The 11851-nt window shown below is 69.4% G+C and carries 10 protein-coding genes; 7 read left to right on the top strand and 3 right to left on the bottom strand.

Annotated features, from left to right (window positions below):
* Positions 1-8 precede the first annotated feature (8 nt).
* From E1269_RS15160 to E1269_RS15150, 3 genes are all read right to left on the bottom strand, one after another.
* On the bottom strand, positions 9-1835 hold the full coding sequence (locus E1269_RS15160) for a fumarate reductase/succinate dehydrogenase flavoprotein subunit (RefSeq protein ID WP_131895913.1): 1827 nt from the start codon (positions 1833-1835) through the stop codon (positions 9-11).
* A 17-nt stretch (positions 1836-1852) separates the two neighbouring features.
* On the bottom strand, positions 1853-2650 hold the full coding sequence (locus E1269_RS15155) for a hypothetical protein (RefSeq protein ID WP_131895911.1): 798 nt from the start codon (positions 2648-2650) through the stop codon (positions 1853-1855).
* Positions 2651-2799: 149 nt separating this feature from the next.
* A complete protein-coding gene (locus tag E1269_RS15150) occupies positions 2800-3087 on the bottom strand; it encodes a hypothetical protein (RefSeq protein WP_131895909.1) in 288 nt (95 codons plus the stop codon).
* A 271-nt stretch (positions 3088-3358) separates the two neighbouring features.
* Between E1269_RS15150 and E1269_RS15145 the strand changes: the two genes are divergently transcribed.
* The 7 genes from E1269_RS15145 to E1269_RS15115 form a co-directional block, all read left to right on the top strand.
* Entirely contained in the window at positions 3359-4000 is a 642-nt protein-coding gene (locus tag E1269_RS15145) for a helix-turn-helix domain-containing protein (protein WP_131895907.1), read from the top strand.
* A complete protein-coding gene (locus E1269_RS15140; protein ID WP_131895905.1) occupies positions 3997-5253 on the top strand; it encodes an MFS transporter in 1257 nt (418 codons plus the stop codon). Before E1269_RS15145 ends, E1269_RS15140 begins: the two co-directional genes overlap by 4 nt.
* Positions 5254-5436: 183 nt before the next feature.
* Positions 5437-7209: an ABC transporter family substrate-binding protein gene (locus E1269_RS15135; RefSeq protein WP_162606432.1), complete on the top strand. Its 1773-nt coding sequence runs from the start codon at positions 5437-5439 to the stop codon at positions 7207-7209.
* Positions 7210-7358: 149 nt separating this feature from the next.
* Positions 7359-8891 carry an ABC transporter permease gene (locus E1269_RS15130; RefSeq protein WP_131895901.1) on the top strand — a complete coding sequence of 511 codons (1533 nt, stop codon included), beginning with the start codon at positions 7359-7361 and terminating at the stop codon, positions 8889-8891.
* Between the two features lie 71 nt (positions 8892-8962).
* Positions 8963-9892 carry an ABC transporter permease gene (locus E1269_RS15125; protein WP_131896095.1) on the top strand — a complete coding sequence of 310 codons (930 nt, stop codon included), beginning with the start codon at positions 8963-8965 and terminating at the stop codon, positions 9890-9892.
* A gap of 1 nt (position 9893) precedes the next feature.
* On the top strand, positions 9894-11075 hold the full coding sequence (locus E1269_RS15120) for an ABC transporter ATP-binding protein (RefSeq protein ID WP_239000904.1): 1182 nt from the start codon (positions 9894-9896) through the stop codon (positions 11073-11075).
* The coding region (locus tag E1269_RS15115) for an ABC transporter ATP-binding protein (protein ID WP_131895899.1) at positions 11072-11851 on the top strand (780 nt) is incomplete at its 3' end. The genes E1269_RS15120 and E1269_RS15115, both read left to right, overlap by 4 nt.

Raw genomic sequence — 11851 nt, 5'->3', positions numbered from 1 at the left:
GGCGCGGGTCAGCCGAACAGCTCGCGCAGCTCGTCGGGCATCTCCGGCAGCGGTTCCCGGGTGACGGCGACATCGTCGCCGTCGAGCCGGCAGTGCAGGTTGAGCCTGCCCCAGGCGTCGTCGGTGGCCGGGAAGTCGTCGCGGGTGTGACCGCCGCGGCTCTCGGTCCGCTCCAGCGCCGCACGCGCGATGCATTCGCTGACCAGCAGCATGTTGTGCAGGTCGATGGCCAGGTGCCAGCCCGGGTTGTACTGCCGGTGGCCCTCCACGCTGAGCCGGCCGATGCGTTCCTTGAACTTCGTCAGGTCGTCCAGCGCCTGCCGCATCTCGTCCTCGCGCCGGATGATGCCGACGAGGTTGTGCATGACCTCCTGCAGATCCTGCTGGACGCCGTACGGGTTCTCGCCGCCCTCGATGCCGAACGGCGCCAGCGCCCGCTCCGACGCCGCGCGCACCACGTCGTCGTCGATTGACGGACGGGTTGCCAGCCGGGCCGCGGCGTAGGCCGCGTTGAGGCCGGTGCGCCGGCCGAACACCAGCAGGTCGGACAGCGAGTTGCCGCCGAGCCGGTTCGCGCCGTGCATGCCGCCGGCCACCTCGCCCGCGGCGTAGAGGCCGGGGACGGCCGACTCGCCGGTGTCGGGGTCGACCGCGACACCACCCATGACGTAGTGGCAGGTCGGGCCCACCTCCATCGGCTCGGCCGTGATGTCGACGTCGGCCAGCTCCTTGAACTGGTGGTACATGGACGGCAGCCGGCGCCGGATGTACTCCGGTGTGCGTCGGGAGGCGATGTCGAGGAAGACCCCGCCGTGCGGTGACCCGCGGCCTGCTTTGACCTCGGCGTTGATGGCCCGGGCGACCTCGTCGCGGGGCAGCAGCTCCGGCGGGCGGCGGTTGTTCGTCTTGTCCTCGTACCAGCGGTCGGCCTCGTCCTCGGAGTCCGCCGTCTCGGCCTTGAAGAACTCGGGGATGTAGTCGAACATGAACCGGCGGCCCTCGCTGTTGCGCAGCACGCCGCCGTCGCCGCGGACCGACTCGGTGACCAGGATGCCCTTCACCGACGGCGGCCAGACCATGCCGGTCGGGTGAAACTGCACGAACTCCATGTTCACCAGGCTGGCGCCTGACTGCAGGGCCAGAGCGTGACCGTCGCCGGTGTACTCCCACGAGTTCGACGTCACCTTGTACGACTTGCCGATGCCGCCGGTTGCCAGCACGACCGACGGGGCCTCGAACAGCACGAACCGGCCGGACTCGCGCCAGTACCCGAACGCGCCGGCGATGCGGCCACCGGCCGAGACACGCTTGTCGGTCGAGGTCGCAGTGTCGCCGTCCTTGACCAGCTCGGTGACCGTGCACTCCATGAACACGTCGATGCCGAGGGCGACGGCGCGCTGCTGCAGGGTGCGGATGAGCTCCAGGCCGGTGCGGTCGCCCACGTGCGCGAGGCGCGCGTAGCGGTGGCCGCCGAAGTCGCGCTGCGAGATGAGCCCGTCGGGGGTGCGGTCGAACAGCGCCCCCCACTCCTCGAGCTCGCGGACGCGGTCCGGCGCCTCCTGCGCGTGCAACTGCGCCATCCGCCAGTGGTTGAGCATCTTCCCGCCACGCATGGTGTCGCGGAAGTGCACCTTCCAGTTGTCCTCCTGCCAGACGTTGCCCATGGCCGCGGCGATGCCGCCCTCGGCCATGACGGTGTGCGCTTTGCCCAGCAGGGACTTGCAGACGATGCCGACCCGCGCGCCGGCGTCGTGAGCGGCGATGGCCGCGCGCAGCCCGGCCCCGCCCGCACCGACGACGAGGACGTCGAAGCTGTGCCGTTCGATCTCAGTCATGGTGTTGCTCGTGCTCCTCAGAAGAACCGCGGGTCGGACCAGGTGCCGGAAGCAACCATCCAGATGTAGAAGTCGGTGAACGCGACCCACACCAGGGATGCCCAGGCGAGCTGGGCGTGTCTGCCGTTGAGCACGGACACCATGCCCCAGGCGCGATAGCGCACCGGGTGCTTGGAGAAGCTGCGCAGCCGGCCGCCGATGATGTGCCGGCACGAGTGGCACGACAGGCTGTACAGACCCAGCAGCACCGCGTTGACCACCAGGATCAGCGAGCCCAGGCCCATGTGGCCCCACTCGCCCTCTGGTGACTTGAAGCTCATCACCGCGTCGTACGTCAGCAGCACGTTGTAGGCGAGCGCGAGGTACAGCGCGTACCGGTGGATGTTCTGCAGGATCAACGGGAACCGCGTCTCGCCGGTGTAGCGGCGGTGTGGCTCGGCGACGGCGCATGCCGGCGGCGACATCCAGAACGAGCGGTAGTAGGCCTTGCGGTAGTAGTAGCAGGTCAGCCTCAGGCTCAGCGGGATGATCAGGATGAGCACGGCCGGCGACAGCGGCCACCAGTCACCCACCCAGGTGCCCAGGTGGGCCGAGCCCTCGACGCATTCGGTGGTGACGCACGGCGAGTAGAGCGGCGTCAGGTACGGCTCGATGAAGTAGTGCTCGCCGACGAAGGCCCGGTACGTCGCATAGACGACGAAGGCGAGCAGCACCAGCGCGGTGAAGCTGGGGTAGACCCACCAGCGGTCGGTGCGCAGGCTGCGTGCGGTGATGCGGGCCCGGGTCGGAGATTGCGTTCCGGTGGGGGCGGCCATCTTGTGCGCTCTTTCAGAAGGACGGTGGACGGGGAGGGCGTGCGGTGGGCTCGTGCGGGCGGACCCGCGGCCGGGCGTCGTGCGGGGCGCTCAGGTGGGCGCTGAACGTGCGCGAGCGGGGAGCGTGGCTCGGGCGGTGCGGACGGCGATCATGGTGCCCGCCGGTCCGGGGCGCCGAGCCCTTCGTCGTCGGCGCCGGCCCACATGCTCCGGTCGTACGGCTCGTCGGGAACGACCTCGAGCTGCCGGACCGGTTCTGGCCGATGCCCGGGCAGCGGGTCGCCGAGCTCCGCGAGATCGTCGCCGAGCCTGGCCACGTCACTGAGCAGCCGCCGAACGCCGAGGGTGTCACCGTAGTGCCGGCGCAGGGCTGCCACCGCTGTCTCCAGTGCGGACACGGCGTCGGCCACTGCTGCCCGGCTCTCGGGCACTCCCATCTGCTGCCTCCCGCGAGCATCGGCGGTCGCGATAGGCCGCAGCCTGGCACGCCTCGCCCGCCGAATCCAGAGGTTGTGGGCGATGGGATGTACATCACACGGTGCAGAACTTGATTTTTCGAACGATCATGTTCCGTAATTCGGCTGCCCCTGGCCGCCCTTGATCATCGGCGATCCCGGGGCCTGCCGCGCGGGGAATCGTCGACGATCACGAACGTGCGTGCAAAGGAACGGTTGCAAAGAAACCTTGGGAAGAGTTACCGTGCTGGTCATGACGCCTGGGGACGGGTCCGGTTCGCCGCCGGATGAGCCTGGTCTACAGTCCCGCCGGCCGCCGCGGCGGCAGATCGACGCGACCACGCTGCGCGGCCTGGCCCACCCGCTGCGGGTGCGGCTGATGGACGCGCTCGTCACCTACGGTCCGGCGACGGCGACGATGCTGGCCGCGCGGTTCGGTGAGAGCACCGCGTCCACCAGCTACCACCTGCGGCAGCTGGCCCGGCACGGCTTCATCGAGGAAGACCTGGACCGCGGCGTCGGGCGGGAGCGCTACTGGCGGGCCTACCCGGGCGGCGCACAGCTCGACAGCGCGGAGATGTCCGGCACCACGTCCGACGAGGCGGCCCGGTTGGTGGTCGGCGAGTTTCAGCGCGCCCAGGCCAGCCGCCTCGACCACTGGCTCACCGTCGGGCATCGCGAAGTGCCGCGCGAATGGGGTGCGGCCACCGTCAACTCCACCGCCCACCTGCGGCTGCGGCCGGACGAGTTGGCCGAGCTGAGTGAGCAGCTGACCGCCGTCGTCGAGGCCTGGAAGGACCAGGTCGACCACCGCATGGGCGAGCAGACACCCAACACTGAGATCATCGAAGTGCAGGTCAGGACGTTCCCCGTGCCGGCGCTGGGCACGCCGTGACGGTCGGGGCACCGCCCGGGCGGCGGCTGGGTCCCGCGTTCGGCCGGCTCTGGGGCGTGAGCCTGGGCAGCAACCTCGCCGACGGGTTCGGCGCCACTGCCGCGCCGCTGCTGGCCGCCACGCTGACCCGCGATCCGCTGCTGGTGTCGCTGCTCGGCGTCGCCCAGTACCTCCCGTGGCTGCTGTTCGGGGTGCTGTCCGGCTCCGTCGTCGACGGGTTCGACCGCCGCAGGGTTGCCGCCGTCGCGTGCGGCGTGCGCGCCGTGGTCGCCGGCGCCGTGTGCCTGCTGGTGGCCACCGACCACATGATCATCGCGATGCTCATCGCGATGATGTTCGTGTTCGGTGTCCTGGAGACCGTGGCCGACGGGTCGGTTCAGGCGATGGTGCCGTCGGTGGTCGAGCGGTCGAGGCTGGTCCGGGCGAACAGCCGCATCCAGAGCACCGAGGTGGTGGCACAGACCTTCGTCGCCGCGCCGCTGGCCGGTGTGCTGTTCGCGGTCGCGGCGGCGCTGCCGTTCCTGATCCATTCCGCGAGCTTCGCGCTGGCCGCCGTCCTGGTCATCACCCTGCCTCTGTCGGCTGCCCGTGCCGCCGATCGCTACGCCGAGGGCGGTGACGCCGCTGGTGGCGAGGTGGAGCCGGGGTCCGCCCGGCGGCTTGCGGGTCTCGCCGAGGGCGTCCGGTTCCTGGTCGCGCACCGGCTGCTGCGCGACCTGTGGATCGTCAACATCGTCCTGGGCGTGTTCGTCATGGTGGCGCAGGCGGTTCTGGTGCTGTTCGTCCTGGACGTGCTGGACCTGCCGGAGGCGCTCTACGGCGTGTTCGTGATGACCGCCGCGGTCGGAGCGGTCGCCGGCGCGCTCGCCGCGCCGCGGCTTGTCGGGCATCTCGGCCGGGGCTGGATGCTGATCGGCTCGGTCGGCGTCACCTCGGCCGGCTTCGCGATCTGCGGCCTGGCGCCGCACGTCGTCGTCGCCGGCGTCGGGTTCCTGCTGGTGGGCCTCGGCGTGGCGGCGTGGAACGTCGTGGCGGTCACATTGCGGCAGGAGCTGGTGCCAGGACACCTGCTCGGCCGGGTGCACGGTGCCTGGAGGTCGCTCGGGTGGGGTCTCATGCCGCTGGGAACGCTGGCCGGCGGCCTGCTCGGGCGGATCGATCTGCGGTTGCCGATGATTGTCGGAGCAATCGGAATCGCGCTCGCGGGAGTGGTCTTCCGCCGTTCCTTACTCGTCCTGCCGAGAAGCGATTGAACCGGAGGATTTCCCGAGACCCTCGTGCCCGTTCCGTTGTGATTTCGTAGCCTGAGACCGGAGTTGGGTTTCAGGTCAGTAACAGCGCGCCTGGCAACCTTGTGTGTTCGTAAGTAGCGATGGTGGTCTTGTCCACACTCTCATTCTGCGATCCTTGCGATCCGACACACAAGGAGTCAGACCTTGACCACCAAGCGCAGGGGTACGGCGTTCTTCGCTGTCCTCGCGGCAGGCGCACTGGCGCTGACCGCCTGTGGCAGTGACGACGACGGCGAGGAGCCCGGGGCCAACCGTTCCGGGACCGAGGAGCCGACGCAATCCGAAGGCACCATTCCCGGCAGCACCATCACCGTCGCGGTCAACGAGGACTACACGGCCTACAACGACACCACCGCGATCGGCAACGGCACGTGGAACAGCTACATCCACAACGGCACCAAGCTGACCTTCTGGTCGTACGGTGCCGATGGCAACCCGGTGCGCGAGGAGGAGTTCGGCACCTACGAGAAGGTCAGCGACGACCCGCTGACCGTCGAGTACACGGTGAACGACGAGACCTCCTGGTCCGACGGCACGCCGATCGACTGTGACGACCTCCTGCTGGAGTGGGCCGCGCTGTCCGGCACCATGGTCGGTCCTGACGGCGAGAACATCTTCGACGCCTCGTCCACCAACGGCTTCGAGCTGATCGAGAAGCCCGACTGCCAGCCCGGCGACAAGCAGTTCACCGTCGTCTACAGCCAGCCGTACATCGACTGGGAGCTGATCGTCGAGGGCGGCGACGTCCCGGCCCACATCGCGGCTCAACAGGGCGGTCTGACGCCTGAGGAGCTGGTCACCGCGATCCAGAACGACGACATCGCCGCGCTGACGCCGGTGGCGGAGTTCTGGAACACCGGCTGGCAGTTCAACCCCGGTGAGCTCCCGCCGGCCGAGATGATCCCGTCGTCCGGCCCCTACCTGCTCACCGACTGGCAGGCCGGTCAGTCCATCACCCTGACCGCGAACCCGGACTTCTACGGCACCCCGCCGCCCACCGAGACCATCGTCCTGCGCGTCCTCGACGGTGACCAGCAGGTCGCCGCGCTGCAGAACGGCGAGGTCGACATCATCAACCCGAGCAACCCGACGGTCGACACGATCTCGCAGCTCGAGGGGCTCGGCGACCAGGTCGAGACCATGACCGGCGGCAACCTGACCTGGAGCCACATCGACTTCCAGATGGGCCCGGGCCGGGCGTTCGAGCCGCTCGAGGTCCGGCAGGCGTTCGCCAAGTGCGTGCCGCGGGAGCTGATCGTCGAGAACCTGGTCCGCCCGGCCAACCCGGACGCGGTGACCCAGGACCTGCGCGAGTTCTTCCCGGTCGACGAGGACTACGACGCCGCCCGTGAGACGGCCTTCCCGGCCGACATGTACGGCGAGCAGGACCTCCAGGGCGCTCAGGAGCTGATGGACCAGGCCGGTGTGACGCAGCCGGTCGAGATCGTGTTCATGCACGCCGACGACCCGGTCCGCAACGACCTCGCCGCTCTGATCAAGGACGCGTGCGACCAGGTCGGCTTCAACGTCGTCGACTTCACCCCGCCGGACTGGGGCGAGCGCCTCACCGCCGACCCCGGGTCGTACGACGCCGCCATGTTCGGCTGGGCGGGCTCGGGCAACATCGCCTCCGGCCAGTCGCTCTATGTCACCGGCGGCGACCAGAACCCGTACGGCTACTCCAACACGACGGTCGACGAGATCTGGGACCAGGTGGTCACCAGCGCCGACCGGGAGGCCGCGCGCGAGCTCCTGGTCGAGGCCGAGGCCGAGCTCTGGAACGACGTGTTCAACATCCCGCTGTACACGAACGCCAACGTTGTCGCTGTCGCTCAGGGCATCGAAGGCGTCGAGGTGAACGCCGCCCAGACCGGTGTGACGTTCAACATGGACGAGTGGATCCCGGCATCGTCCTGATCGTCCGGAATCCATGACCCAGGGGGACGAGGGGTCGGCAGGAGTAGCCCGGCCGGCCCCTCGTCCGCTGCCCAGTACCCGCTCGACGGCCCGATCGGCCGGCGTCGGGTACGGTGTGCAGCGAGCTTTTGCAAAGGAGCAGGTACGACGTGCTCGCCTTCATCGTGCGCAGGTTGGTCGTCTCCGCGGGAGTGCTCCTGGCCGGCACCTTCCTGGCCTACTGCCTCGTCGCGTTGTCCGGCGACCCGCTGGCCCGGCTGCGCCAGGACAACACCCCCGGCGTCGAGGACCGCATCGCCGAGATGACCGATCGGCTCAACCTCGACACCCCGGTGCCGCTGCGGTACCTGCAGTGGCTCGGGTCGGCGTCCAAGTGCCTGGTGCCGTTCGCGGCCGAGTGCGACCTCGGCCAGTCGGTGCGCGGGCAGGACGTCACCTTCCTGCTCGGCAACGCGGTGTCGTCGACGCTGCAGCTCATCACGGTCGCCACCTTCACGGCCATGATCGTCGGTGTCATCGTCGGCATCGTCACCGCGCTGCGCCAGTACTCCCGCCTCGACTACGCCACCACACTGGCGTCCTTCTTCTTCGTCTCCCTCCCGCTGTTCTGGTTCGCCGTGCTGCTGAAGCAGTACGTCGCCATCGACCTCAACGACTGGCTGGCCGACCCGACGGTGTCCCTGCCGGCCGCGGCCATCGTCGGCGTGATCAGCGGACTCATCTGGGCGTCGGCCATAGGGGGTGATCGGCGGCGGGTCTGGATCTCCTTCGGCATCGCGTTCGCGGCCACCGCCGGCGCACTGTTGATCCTCTCGGCCAGCGGGTGGTTTGCCAGCCCCGGCCTCGGCCCGGTCGTGGTCACCGTCGTCGGTGGTGCCGCGGCCCTCGGCCTGACGGCGTTGCTGGCCGGCTTCCGCTACCGCCACGTGCTCTACGCGGCGCTCGCCACGGCCGCCGTCGGCGCCATCCTCAACCTCGCGCTCGACCAGGTCCTGAGCGACCCGAGCTACCTCACTCTGATCGGGCTGCTGCTGCTGGCCGTCGCGATCGCCGGCGGCGTCGGGTACGCGCTGGGCGGGCTGCAGCGCAAGCAGGCGATCCAGACGTCCATCGGCGTCGCCGTCATCATGTCGGTCACCATCTTCATCGACCGCATGCTCAGCGCGTGGGGCAACTACTTCGACGCGGTCGACGGCCGGGTGGTGGCCACGTTCGGCTCGCGCACGCCCAACTACGACGGCGGCACCTGGGGCAACCTGCTCGACACCGCCACTCACCTGCTGCTGCCGACCATCGCGCTGATCCTCGTCTCCGTTGCCACCTACAGCCGCTACACGCGGGCGAGCATGCTCGAGGTGATGAACCAGGACTACGTCCGCACGGCCCGCTCGAAGGGCCTGACCGAGCGGACGGTCATCGTCCGGCACGCGTTCCGCAACGGCCTCATCCCGATCACTACGCTGATGGCCTTCGACGTCGCCGGGCTGATGGGCGGCGCGGTGATCACAGAGACGGTGTTCGCCTGGCAAGGCATGGGCTTCATGTTCGTGACCGCACTCCGCGACGTCGATCCGAACCCGGCCATGGCGTTCTTCTTGGTCACCGGCTTGGCGGCGGTCGTGTTCAACATGCTGGCCGACATCGCCTACGCCTACCTCGACCCGAGGATCCGGCTGTCGTGAGCGCGATCGGAGGAGGAGGTCCCGTGATCACACCGGGCGACCCGGCGGCCCCGGCCGCTGACGCGCAGGGCATGACGGTCGTCGCGCGCACCCAGGCACAGCTGGTGCGGCGGCGGTTCTTCCGGCACCGTGCCGCGATGATCTCGCTGGTGGTGTTCGCGCTGTTGCTGATCCTGTCGTTCAGCGCCACCGGTATCGGCCCGATCCCCGGCTGGTGGAAGCACGACTACACGACCGTGGGTTCCGTCGTCGAAGGCGGCAGCCCGACGCTCTCGGTGGTGCCGACGTTCCTCGGCGGCGACGGCATGCACCTCGGCGACCACCCGTTCGGCCAGGACAACAAGGGCATCGACTACTTCGCGCTGACCATGCGCGGCACCCAGGTCTCGATCATGATCGCGTTCATCGTCGGCGCGCTCGGGACCCTGCTCGGCGTGCTGATCGGTGCGGCGGCGGGCTTCTTCCGCGGCTGGACCGAGACCATCCTGATGCGCTTCACCGACATCATCATCGTGATGCCGCTGCTGGCCATCGTGTCCGTGCTGGCGAACCGGGTCGGCAACGCCGGACCGTTCTGGCTGGCCGTCGTCATCGCGCTGTTCACCTGGACCGGGCTGGCGCGCATCGTCCGCGGTGAGTTTCTGTCACTGCGGGAGAAGGAGTTCATCGAAGCCGCCCGCGCCGTGGGCACCCCCGCCTGGCGCATCATCCGCAAGCACATCCTGCCCAACACGATCGGCGTCATCGTCGTCAGCGCGACGCTCAGCATCGCCGGTGCGGTGCTGCTGGAGACCGCGCTGTCGTTCCTCGGCTTCGGCGTCAAGCCGCCGGACACCTCGCTCGGCCGCCTCATCAGCGACTACCAGTCGGCGTTCGCCAGCCGGCCGTGGCTGTTCTTCTGGCCGGGCCTGTTCATCGTGCTCATCGCGCTCACCGTGAACTTCATCGGTGACGGCCTGCGCGACGCGTTCGATCCTCGACAGAACAAGGTGCGGAGCTGACATGACGACGCCTACACCTGACGACCCGTTCCGCGACCCACGCTCGATGGGCGCCGCGGGCTCCGACCCGCTCGATGTCCCGGCGGCCGCGCCCACCGAGGAGATCGGCCCGGACGAGCGCGCCCACCTGGGCCACCTCGGCCTGTCCCGGGTCGGCGCCGAGGAACTGCTGCGGGTCGAGGACCTGCATGTCGACTTCCCCACCGACGACGGCGTCGTGCGCGCGGTCCGCGGGGTCTCCTACAGCCTGAACGCCGGCGAGGTGCTGGGCATCGTGGGGGAGTCCGGCTCCGGCAAGTCGGTGTCGTCCATGGCAGTCCTCGGGCTGCTGCCGAAGTCCGCACGCATCCGCGGCTCCATCCGGTTCCGCGGCGACGACGTGCTCGGCATGTCGCAGCCGGCGCAGCGGAGCCTGCGCGGCCGCCGCATCGCGATGATCTTCCAGGACCCGATGACGGCAATGAACCCGGTGCACACGATCGGCGACCAGCTTGCCGAGGCGGTGCTGTCGCACGAGCTGATGCCGCGCAGGAAGGCCATGGCCCGCGCCGAGGAGGCGCTGGCGCTGGTGGGCATCCCGCAGCCGAAGACGCGGCTGCGCAGCTACCCGCACGAGTTCTCCGGCGGCATGCGTCAGCGCGCGATGATCGCGATGGCCATCATCAACAGCCCGGACGTCATCATCGCCGACGAGCCGACGACGGCGCTGGACGTCACCGTCCAGGCGCAGATCCTGGAGAAGCTGATCGAAGTCAAGGACGCGGTCGGCGCAGCCATCGTCCTCATCACCCACGACCTCGGCGTTGTCGCCGGGATGGCGCACCGGGTGCTGGTCATGTACGCCGGCCGGGCGGTCGAGATCGGCGAGACCGACGAGGTGTTCTACAACGCGCGGATGCCCTACACCGCCGGCCTGCTCGGGTCCATCCCGTCGCTGGAGGCCCAGGACGCCAGCCGGCTGCGGCCGATCAAGGGTGCGCCGCCGTCGCTGATCAACCTTCCGACGGGGTGCCCGTTCTCGCCGCGCTGCCCACTGGCGACGGACATCTGCCGCGAGCAGGAGCCGGCACTGCTGCCGACGGACTCCATGGGCCATGTCGCCGCCTGCCACCACTGGGACGAGCTGGCCGGCGTGGACGACCCGACGGCGTTCTTCCGCTCCGAGAGTGAGGCTTCGCGATGACGGTCACCGACGAGCGCCAGGGTGCCGCACCGAGCAGCGGCTCCGGCGGCCACCTGCTCGAGGTCGACGACCTCGTCATGGAGTTCCCGGTCCGCAGCGAAGGCTTGCTGCGCCGCGTCGTTGGGCAGGTGCACGCGGTGAGCGGCGTCTCGCTGCACCTCGACGCCGGCGAGACCCTCGGCGTGGTCGGCGAGTCCGGCTGCGGCAAGTCCACCACCGGCCGGGCGATCCTGCAGCTGCACCGGCCCACCAGCGGGTCGGTCAGGTTCGAGGGCCGCGAGCTGACCTCGCTGACGATGAAACAGCTGCGCGAGTTGCGCCGCGAGATGCAGATCGTCTTCCAGGACCCGTTCGCCTCGCTCAACCCGAAGATGCCGGTCAACGACATCATCGCCGAACCGCTGAAGGTGCACCGGAAATGGAACGGCGGCGGGCCGAAGCGGGTCGCGGAGCTGCTGGAGCTCGTCGGCCTCAACCCCGAGCACGGCAACCGGTACCCGCACGAGTTCTCCGGCGGGCAGCGGCAGCGGGTCGGCATCGCCAGGGCACTGGCGCTGGAGCCCAAGCTGCTGGTGCTCGACGAGCCCGTGTCCGCGCTGGACGTCTCGGTCCAAGCCGGCGTGGTCAACCTGCTCGAGGACCTCCAGGACGAGCTGGGGCTGGCCTACCTGTTCATCGCCCACGACCTGTCGGTGGTGCGCCACATCTCCGACCGGGTCGCGGTCATGTACCTCGGCAAGGTGGTCGAGGTCGGCGACAAGGCCGACATCTACGCC

Source organism: Jiangella asiatica, from assembly GCF_004349065.1.
In the GTDB taxonomy this organism is placed as follows: Bacteria; Actinomycetota; Actinomycetes; order Jiangellales; family Jiangellaceae; genus Jiangella; species Jiangella asiatica.
Note: the sequence above shows the minus strand (reverse complement) of the source record. Positions and strands in the feature narration are given on the sequence as shown.

Bases quoted from the DNA above. Each gene is read 5' to 3' on its own strand.
- E1269_RS15160 (WP_131895913.1), bottom strand. From the start codon at position 1,835: ATGACTGAGATCGAACGGCACAGCTTCGACGTCCTCGTCGTCGGTGCG.
- E1269_RS15125 (WP_131896095.1), top strand. From the start codon at position 8,963: ATGACGGTCGTCGCGCGCACCCAGGCACAGCTGGTGCGGCGGCGGTTC.
- E1269_RS15155 (WP_131895911.1), bottom strand. From the start codon at position 2,650: ATGGCCGCCCCCACCGGAACGCAATCTCCGACCCGGGCCCGCATCACC.
- E1269_RS15150 (WP_131895909.1), bottom strand. From the start codon at position 3,087: ATGGGAGTGCCCGAGAGCCGGGCAGCAGTGGCCGACGCCGTGTCCGCA.
- E1269_RS15120 (WP_239000904.1), top strand. From the start codon at position 9,894: ATGACGACGCCTACACCTGACGACCCGTTCCGCGACCCACGCTCGATG.
- E1269_RS15145 (WP_131895907.1), top strand. From the start codon at position 3,359: ATGACGCCTGGGGACGGGTCCGGTTCGCCGCCGGATGAGCCTGGTCTA.